Annotated in this window: 16 protein-coding genes; 10 read left to right on the top strand and 6 right to left on the bottom strand. The window is 62.5% G+C overall.

What is annotated here, in order from left to right; genetic code table 11:
• The first annotated feature begins 114 nt into the window (after window positions 1-114).
• Together YH63_RS08015 and YH63_RS08010 are read left to right on the top strand one after the other, a co-directional pair.
• Window positions 115-906, top strand: coding sequence for a Bax inhibitor-1/YccA family protein (locus YH63_RS08015; RefSeq protein WP_046828060.1), 792 nt, complete (start codon window positions 115-117; stop codon window positions 904-906).
• 90 nt (window positions 907-996) lie between these two features.
• Window positions 997-1527 (top strand): GNAT family N-acetyltransferase, encoded by a 531-nt coding sequence (locus YH63_RS08010; RefSeq protein ID WP_046828061.1) that lies wholly within the window; start codon window positions 997-999, stop codon window positions 1525-1527.
• A gap of 35 nt (window positions 1528-1562) precedes the next feature.
• Here the strand turns inward: YH63_RS08010 and YH63_RS08005 are convergent, their stop codons facing one another.
• From YH63_RS08005 to acnA, 3 genes are all read right to left on the bottom strand, one after another.
• A complete protein-coding gene (locus YH63_RS08005; RefSeq protein ID WP_046828062.1) occupies window positions 1563-1931 on the bottom strand; it encodes a DUF2794 domain-containing protein in 369 nt (122 codons plus the stop codon).
• Window positions 1932-2351: 420 nt separating this feature from the next.
• Entirely contained in the window at window positions 2352-3125 is a 774-nt protein-coding gene (locus YH63_RS08000; protein ID WP_046828063.1) for a DUF1223 domain-containing protein, read from the bottom strand.
• Window positions 3126-3231: 106 nt separating this feature from the next.
• A complete protein-coding gene (acnA, locus tag YH63_RS07995; RefSeq protein ID WP_046828064.1) occupies window positions 3232-5949 on the bottom strand; it encodes an aconitate hydratase AcnA in 2718 nt (905 codons plus the stop codon).
• 239 nt (window positions 5950-6188) lie between these two features.
• Between acnA and ccmA the strand changes: the two genes are divergently transcribed.
• The 7 genes from ccmA to YH63_RS07960 all read left to right on the top strand — a co-directional run bounded on the left by ccmA (window position 6189) and on the right by YH63_RS07960 (window position 10632).
• Window positions 6189-6791: a heme ABC exporter ATP-binding protein CcmA gene (gene ccmA / locus YH63_RS07990; RefSeq protein WP_046828065.1), complete on the top strand. Its 603-nt coding sequence runs from the start codon at window positions 6189-6191 to the stop codon at window positions 6789-6791.
• A complete protein-coding gene (gene ccmB, locus YH63_RS07985) occupies window positions 6788-7456 on the top strand; it encodes a heme exporter protein CcmB (RefSeq protein ID WP_046828066.1) in 669 nt (222 codons plus the stop codon). Before ccmA ends, ccmB begins: the two co-directional genes overlap by 4 nt.
• 94 nt (window positions 7457-7550) lie before the next feature.
• Window positions 7551-8282, top strand: a complete 732-nt coding sequence (locus tag YH63_RS07980; RefSeq protein WP_046828067.1) for a heme ABC transporter permease — start codon at window positions 7551-7553, stop codon at window positions 8280-8282.
• Between the two features lie 5 nt (window positions 8283-8287).
• Window positions 8288-8479 carry a heme exporter protein CcmD gene (gene ccmD / locus YH63_RS07975; RefSeq protein WP_046829674.1) on the top strand — a complete coding sequence of 64 codons (192 nt, stop codon included), beginning with the start codon at window positions 8288-8290 and terminating at the stop codon, window positions 8477-8479.
• Window positions 8476-9078 (top strand): DsbE family thiol:disulfide interchange protein, encoded by a 603-nt coding sequence (locus YH63_RS07970; RefSeq protein ID WP_046828068.1) that lies wholly within the window; start codon window positions 8476-8478, stop codon window positions 9076-9078. The genes ccmD and YH63_RS07970 overlap by 4 nt, the downstream gene beginning before the upstream one ends.
• Before the next feature lie 27 nt (window positions 9079-9105).
• Window positions 9106-10107, top strand: a complete 1002-nt coding sequence (locus YH63_RS07965) for an MBL fold metallo-hydrolase (protein WP_083992606.1) — start codon at window positions 9106-9108, stop codon at window positions 10105-10107.
• Between the two features lie 147 nt (window positions 10108-10254).
• Window positions 10255-10632: a ComEA family DNA-binding protein gene (locus tag YH63_RS07960; RefSeq protein ID WP_046828069.1), complete on the top strand. Its 378-nt coding sequence runs from the start codon at window positions 10255-10257 to the stop codon at window positions 10630-10632.
• A 148-nt stretch (window positions 10633-10780) separates the two neighbouring features.
• Here YH63_RS07960 and YH63_RS07955 read toward each other — a convergent pair whose 3' ends face one another.
• Together YH63_RS07955 and ftsY are read right to left on the bottom strand one after the other, a co-directional pair.
• Window positions 10781-11389 (bottom strand): septation protein A, encoded by a 609-nt coding sequence (locus tag YH63_RS07955; protein WP_046828070.1) that lies wholly within the window; start codon window positions 11387-11389, stop codon window positions 10781-10783.
• On the bottom strand, window positions 11389-12333 hold the full coding sequence (gene ftsY, locus YH63_RS07950) for a signal recognition particle-docking protein FtsY (protein ID WP_046828071.1): 945 nt from the start codon (window positions 12331-12333) through the stop codon (window positions 11389-11391). The genes YH63_RS07955 and ftsY overlap by 1 nt, the downstream gene beginning before the upstream one ends.
• Window positions 12334-12385: 52 nt before the next feature.
• Here ftsY and YH63_RS07945 point away from each other — a divergent pair, with 52 nt between their 5' ends.
• Entirely contained in the window at window positions 12386-13138 is a 753-nt protein-coding gene (locus tag YH63_RS07945; RefSeq protein ID WP_046828072.1) for an RluA family pseudouridine synthase, read from the top strand.
• A gap of 1143 nt (window positions 13139-14281) precedes the next feature.
• Here YH63_RS07945 and rpsA read toward each other — a convergent pair.
• Window positions 14282-15982 (bottom strand): 30S ribosomal protein S1, encoded by a 1701-nt coding sequence (gene rpsA / locus YH63_RS07940; protein WP_046828073.1) that lies wholly within the window; start codon window positions 15980-15982, stop codon window positions 14282-14284.
• Window positions 15983-16044 lie beyond the last annotated feature (62 nt).

The following is a 16044-nucleotide window of genomic DNA, read 5'->3' as shown; positions in this document are numbered from 1 at the left end:
TTCAGATTCCGGCTTGTTGCCATCCAGCGGATGGCCCACAGTCGGATCTGGGAAAAGCTTATAGCTGGCGGCGCAGACCCTTCGCTTTCGCCAGTCAACCACGGGGTTTCGACGATGTCGGACTTGGACCGCAACTATACGTCACCTTTCGGCCGGGCCGCCGGGCGCGTTGACGCCGCGACCGTCGATGCCGGTCTGCGCTCGTACATGCTCAAGGTCTACAACTACATGGCGATCGGCCTGGCCATCACTGGTCTGGCCGCCCTCGGCGTGTACATGGGCGCCGTAACGCCTGATGCCTCCGCCGCAGCCGGCCGGATCGGCAAGCAGTATCTCACGTCGTTCGGCGTCGCGATGTTCGTGAGCCCGCTGAAGTGGGTCTTCATCCTCGCGCCGCTGGTGATGGTGTTCGCCATCTCGTTCGGCATCAATCGCCTGAAGCCGGCGACCGCCCAGTTGCTGTTCTGGGTGTTCGCGGCGCTGATGGGCATCTCGCTGTCGTCGATCTTCCTGGTGTACACGCACACCTCGATCGTGCGGGTGTTCTTCATCACGGCTGCCTCGTTCGGTGCGCTGAGCCTGTACGGCTACACCACCAAGCGTGACCTGACCGGGATGGGATCGTTCCTGATGATGGGCCTGTTCGGCATCATTCTCGCGAGCGTGGTGAACCTGTTCCTCGCGAGCTCGATGCTGCAGTTCATCGTCTCGGTGATCGGCGTGCTCGTGTTCGCCGGCCTCACCGCCTGGGACACCCAGCGCCTGAAGAACGATTACATCTACGGCTACGCCGCTCAGGGTGGAGACGTGGCAGAGAAGGCCGCTATCACCGGCGCGCTCTCGCTCTACCTGAACTTCATCAACCTGTTCACGCTGCTGCTGCAGCTGCTCGGACAGCGAGACTAGAACTGATCGTGGCTGATCGGTGAACTCTCGAAAGCCCCGGCCAAAAGCCGGGGCTTTTGTTTTGCGGGCAGCCCATTAAGCTGCACCCTCATGCCAGACCTCATGATCCGCTCCGCGATGCCCGCGGATATTCCCGCTATCACCGATATCTACGCCGAGGCCGTCAACCACGGCACCGCAACCTTCGAGCTGACCCCGCCCGACCTCGCCGAGATGACGCGGCGGTTCAACGAACTGGCCCGCGGCGGCTTTCCCTATCTCGTGGCAACCATCGACAGCAGCATCAAAGGCTACGCCTATGCGGGGCTCTACCGCGCGCGCCCGGCCTACCGGTTCACCGTGGAGAACTCGGTGTATCTGGCGCCCGCCAGCCACCGGCGCGGCATCGGACTGGCGCTGCTGACCGAATTGATCGCCCAGTGCGAGGCGCGCGGCTACCGCCAGATGATCGCGGTGATCGGCGACTCCGCCAATGCCGCCTCGGTCGGCGTCCATGCCCGGGCCGGATTCGAGATGATCGGCACGCATGCTGCCGTCGGATTCAAGTTCGGCCGCTGGCTCGACACGGTCATGATGCAGCGCGCGCTCGGCGAGGGCGGCACGACGCTTCCCAATAGTTGAACGAGCTGGCCGCCTAGCGCGGCCCGAATCGCGCTCTAGACCAGCGCCAGCTTGCGGTCGATCACCAGCAACACGCGCTCAAGATCATGGCCGCGGCGTAGAATCTGTCCGCTGGCGGCAATCACGCTGTAGGCGCCCTGCTTGCGGGCGAGACGCGGATCTTTTTCGATCCGGTAGATCGGGACTTCAGACGCACGGCGGAAGATCGAAAACACCGCACGATCTTTCAGAAAGTCGATGGCGTAGTCGCGCCACTCGCCGTCGGAGACCATGCGCCCATACAGATTGAGAATGCGATTGAGCTCGATGCGGTTGAAGGTAACGCTCTGGGGCGGGAGTGGCGTCGTGCTGCGCTCCAGCCCCCGGCTCTCGCTTGGATCGATATCGCCCGACACTGAATTCATCGGCGCCTCCTGTCACATACCCGACATGATCGCCCCGTCCGGCGACACCTGCAAGCATGATTTCAAGCGCTTATGCCGCCGGACACAGGACACAGAGCATCACGTGGACGTCAGGCAAAATCATAATGCCGCCCGATTTCGGTCAATCCACCGCCGTGCTGGACTGCGATCAAGATGAAACTGCGTTGACCCGGTCCTTTCGGCACCGGATTCCTCAGCCCCCAGCCCCCCGGGGTCGTCAGGATCGGGTCTAATTCTTCGCAGCAAATGAGACCCCCATCCTTCGGGCCAGCGTGAGCTGGCCTTTTTTGTTTGGGTTGGGTTTGTTGCTTCGAATGACGAAAGCCGGCGCTGGCACCAGACGCGCAATCGCGTATCGCCACCTTGCAGCGGCGTGACCTGATTCAAAATTACGGGATTTCAGTTCAGCGAGGTAAAGGCTGCGCCCAGCATCGGGCCGGGCTTGTCGCGATTGCCGTCCTGAATGAAGACCGCCGCCGCATCAACGCCGTCGCGCGTGATGTTTTCAAGCGGCACGGTCCAACTGCCGGCCTTGCCATTCCAGTCGCCGACCTTCAGCACGTTGCGCACCACGTTGTGATACGTGATCTGCTGCCCGCGATTCTCGCCGCGCGAGATGGTGATCGGAACCTGCTTCGACACCGCGCAGATCCAGATTTCACCGCTCCTGCCGCCAGCTTCCGCCACCGACACATTGATCTGGCTGCCTGATGTCGTCATCGTAATCGGCACCGACATCACGCCGTCGTTCTTCTGGGTGCCCTTCGCCGCATTCTCGATCGCGATGCGGTCGCTGCCGAGAACATCGGTCGTGCCGTTGACGACGGCTTGCGGTGTGTAGACGCCGCGGTTGCCGCGCATATGCGAATAGGCCTTCTGTCGCGCGCTGAAGCGCGAATCCGCCAGCGTGTCCTTCCAGCCGAGATAATCCCAGTAATCGATCGGCAGGCTGAGTGCGATGACGGATTTGTCCTGCGCGAGTTCGCCCAGAACCTTGTCCGCCGGCGGGCACGATGAACAGCCCTGCGACGTGAACAGCTCGACCACCGCGCGCGGATCATCGGCACATGCCGGCGTGATCACGGTGACGATCGCGCAGATGCCGAGCGTACGCGACAGGCGCGACGCGAACGCGCCCGCTGTTGTCGTTTTCGATTCTGGCAAATCAGACATCCCGTCTGTCCCTATCAACAAGAAGGCGGCCCCTTGATAGGCCGCCCCCTGGGTGCTTCGCTACTCACTTCGCGGTGAGCCCGTTCACGGATACGTTTCCAGACCGCTACGCGGCCAGATTGCGCAGCACATAGTGGAGAATGCCGCCGTTCCGGTAGTATTCGAGCTCATCGAGCGTATCGATGCGGCAGAGCAACGAGACCCGCTTCAGTGAACCGTCCGAGGACACGATCTCCGCCGTTAACTTTTGGCGCGGCTTCAGATCGCCCTGCAGCCCGCGAATCGTGACCTTCTCGTCGCCCTTGAGGCCAATCGACTGCCAGGACTCGCCGTCTTCGAATGTCAGCGGCAGCACGCCCATGCCGACGAGGTTCGAACGATGGATGCGCTCGAAGCTCTGGGTAATCACGGCGCGAACGCCGAGCAGGCGCGTGCCCTTGGCAGCCCAGTCGCGTGACGAGCCGTTGCCATATTCGGCGCCGGCGAACACCACCAGCGGCACCTGCTCGGCCTGATACTTCATGGCGGCGTCGTAGATCGACATCTGCTCGCCGTCCGGCCAATGCTTGGTCAGGCCGCCTTCCGGAATGTTGCCGTCGGCGCCCTTCAGCATGTGGTTCTTGATGCGGATGTTGGCGAAGGTGCCGCGCATCATGACTTCGTGGTTGCCACGCCGCGTGCCGTACTGGTTGAAGTCGGCGGGCCGCACCTGATGCTCCGACAGATACTTCCCGGCAGGCGAGGTCAGCTTGATCGCACCGGCGGGTGAAATATGATCGGTAGTGATCTTGTCGCCGAACACCGCGAGAATGCGCGCGTCCAGCACATCGACGATCGGCTCCGGCTCCATCTTCATGCCTTCGAAATACGGCGGGTTCTGCACGTAGGTCGAGCTCATGTTCCAGGCGTAGGTGTCGCTGGTCACGGTCTTGATCTTGCGCCAGTTGGTGTCGCCCTTGAACACGTCGGCATACTTCTTCTTGAAGATCGTCGAGGTGACGTACTTCTTGATCGTGGCGTTGATCTCTTTCGAGGTCGGCCAGATGTCCTTGAGGTAAACCGGCTTGCCGTCGCGGCCGGTGCCGAGCGGCTCCGTGGCAAGGTTGATGTTGACGTTGCCGGCCAGCGCATAGGCAACCACCAGCGGCGGCGACGCGAGATAGTTCGCCTGCACGTCCGGCGAAACGCGGCCTTCGAAGTTGCGGTTGCCCGAGAGCACCGCCGCGCCGATGATGCCGTTGTCGTTGATCGCCTTCGAAATCTCTTCCGGCAGCGGGCCGGAATTGCCGATGCAGGTGGTGCAACCGAAGCCGACGAGGTTGAAGCCGACCTTGTCGAGATCCTTCTGCAATCCGGAATTGGCAAGATACTCTGCGACCACCTGGCTGCCCGGCGCGAGCGAGGTCTTCACCCATGGCTTCGCAGTCAGGCCCTTGGCGGCAGCGTTGCGCGCCAGCAGGCCCGCGCCGATCAGCACGTTCGGGTTTGAGGTGTTGGTGCAGGATGTGATCGCAGCGATCACTACGTCGCCGTGGCCGAGATCGAAATTGCGTCCTTCGACCGCGTAGCGGTGACCATCCAGTGCTTTCTTGTAATCCGACTCCATCGCCGCGGCGAAACCGTCCGCGACCGCCGGCAGCGCCACGCGGCCCTCAGGGCGCTTCGGACCTGCCAGCGAGGGGACCACGTCGCCGAGATCGAGGGTCAGCAATTCGGTGAACACCGGATCGGGCGAAGCCGCGGTGCGGAACAGGCCCTGCGCCTTGGCGTATTTTTCCACCAGCGCGACGCGGGCGGACTTGCGGCCCGAGGTCTTCAGATAGTCGAGCGCGGACTTGTCGACGGGGAAGAAGCCGCAAGTCGCGCCGTATTCCGGCGCCATGTTGGCAATGGTGGCCTTGTCAGCGACCGACATCGAATCGAGGCCTGCGCCGAAGAATTCGACGAACTTGCCGACCACGCCCTGCTTGCGCAGCATCTGGGTGACGGTCAGCACGAGATCGGTGGCGGTGACGCCTTCCTTGAGCTGGCCCTTGAGCTTGAAGCCGACCACGTCCGGCAGCAGCATCGACAGCGGCTGACCGAGCATCGCGGCTTCAGCCTCGATGCCGCCGACGCCCCAGCCGAGCACCGCGAGACCGTTGACCATGGTGGTGTGCGAGTCGGTGCCGACCAGCGAATCCGGGTAGGCGACTTCGAAGGTGCCCTTCTTCTTGCCGACGGTGAGCTTCTCTTTCTTGGTCCAGACGGTCTGCGCGAGATATTCGAGATTGACCTGGTGGCAAATACCGGTGCCGGGAGGCACCACGGAGAAGTTCGTGAACGCCTTCTGGCCCCACTTCAGGAATTCGTAGCGTTCCTGGTTCTGCTTGTACTCTTCGGCGACGTTCTTGCCGAAAGCCTTGTTGTCACCGAAGAAGTTCACGATCACCGAGTGATCGATGACCAGATCGACCGGAACGAGCGGGTTGATTTTCTCGGCGTCGCCGCCGAGCGCCTTCATCGCGTTACGCATGGCGGCGAGATCGACCACCGCAGGCACGCCGGTGAAATCCTGCATCAGCACGCGCGCGGGGCGGAATGCGATTTCGTGTTCGAGGGTTTTCTTTCTCGCCCACTGCGAGAACGCAACGATGTCGGCCTTCTTGACCGTGCGATCGTCTTCGTTGCGCAGCATGTTCTCGAGCAGCACCTTCATCGAGTAAGGCAGCTTCGAAATGCCCTTGAGGCCGTTCTTTTCAGCCGCAGGCAGGCTGTAATACACGTAAGTCTTGGCGCCGACCTTGAGGGTTTTCTGGCATTTGAAGCTGTCGAGCGAGGGCATGTGAACGATCCCAGTTCAGAAGTTGGAGATACCCGGCAAAAGGTATCGGAACACCGTCAAGAGCGAAGGAATCAGGGCTGAACCGTGCTGTTTCCGGTGGCTGATTGTGTGCTGCACCAAGTTCCGGTTTTATAGAATCTTTCCAGTCTGTCCACCACACCCGCTATGGATTGTCTCCCTGTCATGCACGTCACGGCTGGAACTACAGCGCCCCGCCACAGGCCATCGGTCAATCCATCATGAGGCTTACGGCTCAGGGTCTGAAATGCGTCAGGGGCGGGCGAGACATCTTTTCCGGTCTCGATCTTGCGGTCCCCGCAGGTCAGGCGCTGGCTGTGACCGGCATCAACGGGGCCGGGAAGTCATCGCTGCTCCGGCTGATGGCAGGGCTGCTTCCAGCCGCCGGTGGCGCGATCACACTTGAGGGCGGCGAGGCGGAACTCACGCTTGCGGAGCAGGCGCATTATCTCGGCCACCGCGACGCGCTGAAGCCTTCCCTGACGGTGCTGGAAAACCTCAATTTCTGGAGGGGATTTTTGGGCGGCGAAGCGATCGATGGACCCGCGAGCCTGAAGACCGTGGGCCTTGGCCATGCGGCACACCTGCCTGCGGCGTTCCTCTCGGCCGGACAGCGTCGGCGCCTGTCGATTGCACGGCTGATTGCTGTCAATCGCCCGGTCTGGCTGCTGGACGAGCCGACCTCGGCGCTCGACACCTCCGGGCAGGCCATGGTGGCCGCATTGATGGGCGCGCACTTGCGCAGCGGCGGAATCATTCTCGCCGCGACTCATGGACCGCTCGGGGTTCCCGCACAGGAACTGCGGATCGGCGGTGATGCGTGACCGCACTTGCCGCACTTGTCCGCCGCGACATCGGCGTCGCGCTGCGCGCCGGCGGCGGCGCGATGATCGGCGTGCTGTTTTTCGTCTCGGTCGTGGTGGTTATGCCATTCGCAATCGGCCCTGATCTCGCTTTGCTCAAACGTATCGGCCCGGCAATCCTGTGGCTGGGCGCCATGCTGGCGAGCCTGCTGACGCTGGATCGCCTGTTCACCGCCGACCAGGAGGACGGATCGCTCGACCTGATCGTGATGAGCCGCACACCGCTGGAACTGAGCTGCGCGGCGAAGGCGCTGGCGCATTGGCTGGCGGCGGGCGTGCCGCTGATCGTGGCGACGCCGCTGATCGGCATCCTGCTCAACCTCGATGCGACAGCCACATTCGCGGTTGCGCTGACGCTGCTGGTTGGCACGCCGGCGCTCACATTCACCGGCATGATCGGAGCGGCGCTGGCGGTCACGCTGCGGCGAGGTGGATTGCTGCTCGCGGTGGTGGTGCTGCCGCTGTCGATCCCCGTGCTGATTTTCGGTGTCGCCGCCTCGAACGCCGCCGTCGAAGGGACGATGCCGTTCGGCACGCCGTTTTCGATCCTGTGCGCGTTGTCGCTGGTCAGTCTGGTGGTCGGCCCGTTTGCGGCGGCCGCCAGTCTGCGGCATGGGCTCGACTGATGCGACATTGCGCCCGATCAACTTTCGCAAAAACGCGGCATCGTAAAGTCCCCGCGCATTGCCTCCTGCGCGTGCGGCGATTATCAGGACCATCATGAGCCTTATCGACCTCGCCAATCCAACCCGGTTCCTCGCGTTGACCGCGCGCGTGCTGCCGTGGCTTGCCGCCGTCACAACGATCCTGCTCGCGATCGGCCTTTATCAGGCGGCGATGGCGCCCGACGATTACCAGCAGGGCGCGACCGTGAAGATCATGTTCATCCACGTTCCCAATGCGTGGCTGTCGATGTTCGTCTGGGGCGTCATGAGCGTCGCGGCGCTCGGCACGCTGGTGTGGCGGCATCCGCTGGCGGACGTCGCGGCAAAAGCAGCTGCACCGCTCGGCGCAGCGTTTACATTTCTCGCCCTCGTGACCGGATCGCTGTGGGGCCGCCCGATGTGGGGCACCTATTGGGAATGGGATGCGCGGCTGACGTCCGTGCTGATTCTGTTTCTGATGTATCTCGGCATCATGGCGCTGTGGCGCGCGGTGGAAGATCCGTCCCGCGCCGCGCGCGCCGCCGCCATCCTGACGCTGGTCGGTGCGATCAACATTCCGATCATCAAGTTCTCGGTCGACTGGTGGAACACGCTGCATCAGGGCGCGTCGGTCATTCGCGCCGGCGGCCCGAGCATGGACCGCGCGTTTCTGATTCCCTTGCTCATCATGGCGGTGGCTTTCTCGTTGCTGTTTCTGACGCTGCATCTCGCCGCGATGCGCAACGAGGTGCTGCGGCGGCGGGTGCGCACCTTGCAGATGATGCAAGCCAGCCGGCAGGCGGCGTGATCGCCATGCCGTTTCTCACATCGCTCGGTCCCTACGCATCCTTCATCGTCACGTCGTACCTGCTTGTCGGGCTCGTGGTCGCGGCGCTCATCGTGTGGGTCGGGCTCGACTTCCGCCGCCAGAAACAGATCTTGCGGGATCTCGAAGCCAGCGGCGTGACCCGGCGCTCGGCACAACCTCCCGGAAAAACATCATGAGCGACAACGGGACAACGCGCCCGCAGCGCCGCTCACAAGGCCGCTCTTGGCTGGTGGCATTGCCGCTGATCGCCTTCGCCCTGCTCGCCGGGTTGTTCTGGCTCCGGCTCGGCGCGGGCGACCCCGCCCGCATCCCCTCGGCACTGATCGGCCGTCCCGCCCCGCAGACGATACTGCCCCCGCTTGATGGACTCGTTGCGAATGGCGCACAGGTGCCGGGCCTCGATCCGGCGGCGTTCAAGGGCCAGGTCAGCGTCGTCAACGTCTGGGCGTCGTGGTGCGTGCCATGCCATGACGAAGCGCCGCTGCTGGTGCAGCTCGCGCAGGACAAGCGGATTCGCATGATCGGCATCAACTACAAGGACAGCCCGGACAACGCCCGGCGCTTCCTCGGGCGCTACGGCAATCCGTTCGTCGAAGTCGGCACCGATGCCAATGGCCGCGCCTCGATCGAATGGGGCGTTTACGGCGTGCCGGAAACATTCGTCATCGGCCGCGACGGAGCGATCGCCTACAAGCTGATCGGCCCGATCACGCCCCAGAATATCGACGTCGTTCTGAAGGCCGAGATCGAGAAGGCGCTGCGCGGCAAACCCTGAGATATCCGGCATGATGCGGAAGGTCCCATGAAGTATGTGATCCGGATTGCCGCCGTCCTGCTGCTGCTGATCGTTGCTGCCGCCGCCTATATCTATCACGGCCTAAGCAACCGGCCGGACATCGACGCCTTCAATGCGTTGAAGACCTTCTCCAAGGCCAACCGCGATCCGGGGCTACGCGTCACATTCCTGGGCGTTTCCACCTTGCTGCTCGACGATGGCGAGACCGCGATCCTGACCGACGGCTTCTTCACGCGGCCGAACTCACGGCAGTTGCTTCTCGAGAAGATCGCGCCGGACAAAGCTGTCATCGAGACAACCCTGCGGCGCGCCGGTGTCACGCGGCTGGCCGCGGTCATCGTCAATCACTCCCACTACGATCACGCGATGGATTCGCCGGAAGTCGCCGCACGCACCGGCGCAGCTCTCGTCGGATCGGAATCGACCGCGAATGTCGGGCGTGGCTGGGGTTTGCCGGACAGCCAGATCGCCGTGCGCCGCACCGGCGACGTGATGACCTTCGGGCGTTTCCGCATCACATTGCTTCCCGGCCGCCATGTGCCGTCGCCCTTCACCGGAGGCGAGATCGCCGAGCCGTTGAAGCCGCCGGTTCGCGCCAACGCCTATCTCGAGGGCGGCAGTTTCATGGTCCTTGTCGAGCACGGAGACCGGCGCATGCTGATCAACGCCAGCGCCGGCTTCGTCCCCGGAGCATTGGACGGACGCAAGGCGGATGTGGTGTTTCTGGGCACCGGGCAACTCGGCAAGCGCCCCGCCAGCTACATGGAAGATTACTGGCGGGAAGTCGTGGACAAGCCGGGCGCGCGGCGCGTCATTCCGATTCACTGGGACGACTTCACCCGCCCGCTGGACCAGCCGCTGGTCCCCCTGCCGAACCTGCTCGATGACTTTGCCGTCTCGATGAAATTCCTCAACGAGCGGGGCCGGACCTCCGGCATCGACGTCAAGTTGCCAGAGGCTTTTGTCGCCTTCGATCCGTTCGAGAAATTGCCTGCGGCCAAGAACTAACCGGGCGTGTTTGGCGCAGCCGCGCCGCACCAAAGCGGCTCAAAATAATTTTGCGCTTTTATCTGCCGTTCATTTTGAAGCCATGGCGCGGCCACGAATTCGAACATACGCTATGCGTGTTGCAATCACTGTCCTGGAGGGACACCCATGCGTTATTCGAAACTTCTTTCATTGACTGCCGCGACCCTTGCCCTCGGCCTGCTCGCATCGTCGCCGTCGTTCTCTCAGGCGACCCAGCCGGCAACCGGTGGCAAGATGGCGCCTCCGCCTGCCGCAGCAACGGCGCCGAAGGCCGACTCGAAGATGGCTCCCGCGGCCAAGGCTGACACCAAGACTGAACTGCTCGACATCAACTCGGCGACCGCCGACCAGCTCAAGGCGCTCAAGGGGATCGGCGACGCGTACTCCGCCGCGATCATCAAGGGCCGCCCCTACAAGGGCAAGGACGATCTCGTGAACAAGAAGATCGTGCCTGAGAAGACCTACGCCGAGATCAAGGACAAGATCATCGCGAAGCAGAAGTAATCCTGCTTTTCGCGACGTGATCCATTGAAACGCACCGGCAGCAAAGCCGGTGCGTTTTTCTTCGTCATTGCGAGCGCAGCGAAGCAATCCACTCTTTAGAGAAGCTGGATTGCTTCGTCGCAAAAGCTCCTCGCAATGACGAGAGGACTCACCCCTTCGTAATGTCGCCGCGCTCGATGTCGCTCGCCTCGTCGGTGGCGGGCTCGATATGGTAACGCTTGATCAGCGAGGTCTGCGCCATCGCGAAGATCGCCGTGATCGGGATCACGCCGAACGCCTTGAACGACACCCAGAAATCCGTGCTCTGCGTGCGCCAGATGATCTCGTTCAGCACCGCCATGCCCGCGAAGAAGACCATCCAGCGGATGGTCAACAGTCGCCAACCCACCGGGGTCAAATTGAACATCTGGTCGAACATGATGGCGATGAACGAGCGCCCGAGCAGCAGTCCGATGCCGAGCGCGGCTGCAAACAGCGCGTAGATGATGGTCGGCTTGAGCTTGATGAACGTCTCGTCGTGAAAGAACAGCGTCAGCCCGCCGAACACCAGCACGATCACCGCCGTGACGATGGCCATCAGCGGCACATGGCGCGACACCATATAGGACGCAATAATCGCAGCGACGATCGCAACCATGAACGCGCCGGTGGCGACGAACAGCCCGAACTTCGCGTTGGCCCCGAAAAAGATCACCAGCGGACCGAGTTCGGTCGCGAGCTTGAACAGCGGATGCGGTGCAGTTCTCTCGGACGCCATCAGTTTTCCTGTCCTGCGATCGCGCGGGCAAAATCCCGCGCGGTGAACGGCGCGAGATCGTCGATCCCTTCGCCGACGCCGATGAAATGCACCGGCAGCTTGTATTTCTCCGACAGCGCCACGAGGATGCCGCCGCGCGCCGTGCCATCGAGCTTGGTCATCACCAACCCGGTGACGCCCGCCGTCTTGTGAAACGCATCGACCTGCGACAACGCGTTCTGTCCGACCGTCGCATCGAGCACCAATAGCACCGCATGCGGCGCGCTCGAATCGACCTTGCCGATCACGCGGCGCACTTTCTCAAGCTCGACCATCAGCTCGTTCTTGTTCTGCAGACGCCCGGCCGTGTCGATCAGCAGCACGTCCATGGCCTGCGCCTTTGCGGCTTCGACCGCCTCGAAGGCGAGGCTTGCCGAATCCGAGCCTTGCGCGCGGGCCACCACCGGCACCTTGTTGCGCTCGCCCCACACCTTCAACTGCTCGATGGCGGCGGCGCGGAACGTGTCGCCCGCAGCCAGCATCACCTTGCGTCCCTCGGCAGAGAGTTTCGCGGCGAGCTTGCCGATGGTGGTGGTCTTGCCCGAGCCGTTGACGCCGACCACGAGAATGACAAACGGCTTTTGCGTTGCGTCGATTTCCAGCGGCTTCGCCACCGGCGACAGCACCTTCTCGACTTCGGTGGCGACAATGGTTGTCACATCCTCCGCCGAGACCGACTTGTCGTAGCGTCCCTTGCCGACAGCCTCCGCGATGCGTGCCGCGACCTCGGTTCCGAGATCGGCGCGCAGCAGAACATCCTCGATATCGTCGAGCATGGCGCGGTCGAGCTTGCGCTTGGTGACGAGATCCGCCACCGCGGTGCCGAGCGAACTCGACGTGCGCTTGAGGCCGGCGGAAAGCCTGCGCCACCAGCTTTGTTTGGGTTCTTGCGTGCTGTCGTTCATGCGGGGGGTGTGTTACCCGGTTCAGGCTGCAAACGAAAGACGCTCAATTACAATGGATACGCCGCAACCGACCCCGGAAGAAATCCAGGCCCGCGTGCTTCACCGCGATGGGCTGATGCTGGTGATCGACAAGCCGGCCGGGATCGCCGTACATCGCGGCCCCAAAGGCGGCCCCAATCTCGAAGCCTCGTTCGACGCGCTGCGCTACGGCCTGCCGCGTCCGCCAGTGCTGGCCCATCGGCTCGATCGCGACACCTCGGGGTGCCTCGTCCTGGGACGTCACCGTAAAGCCACCGCTTCGCTCGGCCTGCTGTTCAAGCACGGCAAGATTTCCAAGACCTATTGGGCCGTGGTCGAAGGCAACCCAACTGAGAACGAAGGCGAAATCAATATTCCGCTGGGACGTTTGGACGCAGAGCGCGGCTGGTGGCAGAAGCCGGATCCGAACGGGTTCCCGTCACTCACAAAATGGACTGTGATGGGACGTGGCCAAGATGGACGTGGTGAGCCCCTGACCTGGCTTGCGATGGAGCCGATCACCGGCCGCACCCATCAGTTGCGCGTGCATTGCGCGGCGAGCGGCTGGCCGATCGTCGGCGACAACATCTACGGCAACGGGCCGCGATTCGGCGAACCGACGTTGCATCTTCACGCGCGTGAAATCGTCATCCCCCTGTCGAAGAACAAGCCGCCGGTGCGCGTTGTCGCGCCTGCACCCGCGCATCTGCACGAACGGCTCCGGGCGTGCGGATGGAACGGCGAGGAAGCGGCCACGGCCGCCGAACCTGTTGCTGCGGACGAATAGGCAAAAGCTGGCCTATCCACGTCCGTCATCGCGGAGTGCAGCGAACTCTCCCTCCGTCATTCCGGGATGCGCCGCTCGGCGCAGACCCGGAATCCATGACTGCGAAATTTCCTGCGTGGCCGTGGATTCCGGGTTCGCGCGAAGACGCGCCCCCCGGAATGACAGCGGATAACTCATCCTCCCGAAACATTTCGTGATGGGGATAGCAATCCCCATGCCCCGGACCACGCTTAAGTTCGCGATGTCCTGTTCGTGAGGGGCGCTTCTCGAGGGCGCTTTTGAAGCGGAGCAGGATGCGGTGCCTGCACGCGTGTTTCGCACACACGTCGTCCGGGAGGCTGGGGTCACCGTCCGGGTCAACTATGTGGCTCTGCCGTTCGCGGCTGGACGTCGGTGAGGATGAAGGCGGCGAAAGCCGGCCGGATCAGGGGTCGAGTTGCTCCCCCGTCCCCACCCGGAAGTACGGTCCCTTCGCCCAAAGTCGCCGCAATGGAGCGCTGCAAGGCGATGCGCTTCCGGGGGTTCACCGTGTCGCAAGCGGTGCCGGAAGCGACACAAGATAAGGTGCGCCTCGCGGCGCTCCATGCCCCTCGTTTTCAGGGGCGAGACTCAAAGCTCACCTCGCGCGATTGAGCGCGAGAGCGATGATACATGGCTGTTTGAAATGTTTGAAAGTGGCTGTTTGAAAATTGAATCGGGAATGCGGAATGACGCACGGCGCTTCAACACCCACAATCGTCATCACCGGGCTTGTCCCGGTGATCCATGTCTTGCTTGTAACGCGTGGCAAACTCCAGAGTCGTGGATGGCCGGGTCAAGCCCGGCCATGACGAACTGTAAGTAAGGTGCTCGCTACACCCACGATGTCGTCCCCGCGCAGGCGGGGACCCATAACCACCGAACACCGTGGCGGAAGCAAGAAGATTGCTCCGACATCTCCCTCACTTCGAGAACTCAGGGAGTTTGGATCCCCGCTTTCGCGGGATTGACGCGGAGAAAGATTGCCCGCGATGCGCGCAATACCCGCGATCGTCATCACCTGCATCGTCCCGGTGATCACGTCTTGTTTGTTACATCACACGTGCAAACGAAAAAGGGCTCCGGAATTCTCCGGAGCCCTGATTTGTTTCAGCGATAAGGTGCTTACTTGTCGCGCTTCTTGAGAGCGTTACCGAGAATGTCGCCCAGCGTCGCGCCCGAATCGGACGAGCCGTACTGTGCGATGGCTTCCTTCTCTTCAGCGACTTCAAGCGCCTTGATCGAGACCTGCACCTTGCGCGCCTTCTTGTCGAACTGGATGACGCGGGCGTCAACCTTTTCGCCAACCGCGAAGCGCTCGGCACGCTGGTCGCCGCGATCGCGGGCGAGTTCAGAGCGCTTGATGAAGGTGGTGAAGTCGGTGCCGGTGATCTGAACTTCGATACCGGCTTCTTTCACCTCGATGATATCGCAGGTCACGACGGCGCCCTTCTTGACGTCGCCTGGCTCTGCGAACGGATCGCCCTCAAGCTGCTTCACGCCGAGCGAGATGCGCTCCTTCTCGACATCCACGTCGAGCACCACGGCCTTGACCATGTCGCCCTTCTTGAAGTTGTCGATGACCTGCTCGCCAGGCTGTTTCCAGTCGAGGTCGGACAGGTGGACCATGCCGTCCACTTCGCCGTCGAGACCCAAAAACAACCCGAATTCGGTCTTGTTCTTGACTTCGCCTTCGACGACCGCGCCCACAGGATACTTCTCGACGAAGACTTCCCACGGATTGCGCATGGTCTGCTTGAGACCGAGCGAGATGCGGCGCTTGGCCGAATCCACTTCGAGCACCTGCACTTCGACTTCCTGCGAGGTCGAAACGATCTTGCCGGGGTGCATGTTCTTCTTGGTCCACGACATTTCCGAGACGTGGATCAGGCCTTCGATGCCCGGCTCCAGTTCGACGAATGCGCCGTAGTCGGTGATGTTGGTGACGCGTCCGGTGAAGCGCGAGTTCAGCGGATACTTCGCCTCGATGCCCTGCCATGGATCGTCCAGCAACTGCTTCATGCCGAGCGAAATGCGGTGGGTTTCGTGGTTGATCTTGATGATCTTCACCTTGACCGTCTGGCCAATCGCCAGCACTTCGGTCGGATGATTGACGCGGCGCCACGCGATGTCGGTGACGTGCAGCAGGCCGTCGATGCCGCCGAGGTCAACGAACGCACCGTAATCGGTGATGTTCTTGACGACGCCGTCGATGACCTGACCTTCTTCGAGGTTCTGCACCAGTTCCTGACGCTGTTCGGCGCGGGTCTCTTCGAGAACCGTGCGGCGCGACACCACGATGTTGCCGCGGCGGCGATCCATCTTGAGAATCTGGAACGGCTGCGAGTTGTTCATCAGGGGCGCGACGTCGCGGATCGGACGAATGTCGACCTGCGAGCGCGGCAGGAAGGCGACAGCGCCGTCCAGATCGACGGTGAAGCCACCCTTGACCTGATTGAAGATAACGCCGTGAACCTTCTCGTTGTTGTTGAAGGCCTTCTCGAGCTTGCCCCAGCTTTCTTCGCGGCGCGCCTTGTCGCGCGACAGCACGGCTTCGCCGAGCGCGTTCTCGATCCGGTCGAGGAACACCTCGACTTCGTCACCGACCTTGAGGTCGCTCTCACGGCCGGGGCCGTTGAATTCGCGGAGAGCCACGCGGCCCTCGGTCTTCAGGCCGACGTCGATGACGGCCATGTCTTTTTCGATCGCAACAACGATGCCCTTGATGACGGAGCTTTCCTGCAGGTTGCCGCCTGCAAAGGACTCATCAAGCATCGCGGCGAAATCGTCGCGGGAAGGATTATATGAAGTAGCAGTCGAAGCCATTTGTTCTCCAAATGCGGAATGCCGGCAGCAGGGTTAAGGGCGTATCGCGCATCCAGTGCCAA

The sequence above is a fragment of the Afipia massiliensis genome, assembly GCF_001006325.2.
Classification (GTDB): Bacteria; Pseudomonadota; Alphaproteobacteria; order Rhizobiales; family Xanthobacteraceae; genus Afipia; species Afipia massiliensis_A.
This window is presented reverse-complemented; position numbering and strand designations above follow the sequence as displayed.

Bases quoted from the DNA above. Each gene is read 5' to 3' on its own strand.
- YH63_RS08015 (WP_046828060.1), top strand. From the start codon at position 115: ATGTCGGACTTGGACCGCAACTATACGTCACCTTTCGGCCGGGCCGCC.
- YH63_RS08010 (WP_046828061.1), top strand. From the start codon at position 997: ATGCCAGACCTCATGATCCGCTCCGCGATGCCCGCGGATATTCCCGCT.
- YH63_RS08005 (WP_046828062.1), bottom strand. From the start codon at position 1,931: ATGAATTCAGTGTCGGGCGATATCGATCCAAGCGAGAGCCGGGGGCTG.
- YH63_RS08000 (WP_046828063.1), bottom strand. From the start codon at position 3,125: ATGTCTGATTTGCCAGAATCGAAAACGACAACAGCGGGCGCGTTCGCG.
- acnA (WP_046828064.1), bottom strand. From the start codon at position 5,949: ATGCCCTCGCTCGACAGCTTCAAATGCCAGAAAACCCTCAAGGTCGGC.
- ccmA (WP_046828065.1), top strand. From the start codon at position 6,189: ATGAGGCTTACGGCTCAGGGTCTGAAATGCGTCAGGGGCGGGCGAGAC.
- YH63_RS07980 (WP_046828067.1), top strand. From the start codon at position 7,551: ATGAGCCTTATCGACCTCGCCAATCCAACCCGGTTCCTCGCGTTGACC.
- ccmD (WP_046829674.1), top strand. From the start codon at position 8,288: ATGCCGTTTCTCACATCGCTCGGTCCCTACGCATCCTTCATCGTCACG.
- YH63_RS07970 (WP_046828068.1), top strand. From the start codon at position 8,476: ATGAGCGACAACGGGACAACGCGCCCGCAGCGCCGCTCACAAGGCCGC.
- YH63_RS07965 (WP_083992606.1), top strand. From the start codon at position 9,106: ATGAAGTATGTGATCCGGATTGCCGCCGTCCTGCTGCTGCTGATCGTT.
- YH63_RS07960 (WP_046828069.1), top strand. From the start codon at position 10,255: ATGCGTTATTCGAAACTTCTTTCATTGACTGCCGCGACCCTTGCCCTC.
- YH63_RS07955 (WP_046828070.1), bottom strand. From the start codon at position 11,389: ATGGCGTCCGAGAGAACTGCACCGCATCCGCTGTTCAAGCTCGCGACC.
- ftsY (WP_046828071.1), bottom strand. From the start codon at position 12,333: ATGAACGACAGCACGCAAGAACCCAAACAAAGCTGGTGGCGCAGGCTT.
- YH63_RS07945 (WP_046828072.1), top strand. From the start codon at position 12,386: ATGGATACGCCGCAACCGACCCCGGAAGAAATCCAGGCCCGCGTGCTT.
- rpsA (WP_046828073.1), bottom strand. From the start codon at position 15,982: ATGGCTTCGACTGCTACTTCATATAATCCTTCCCGCGACGATTTCGCC.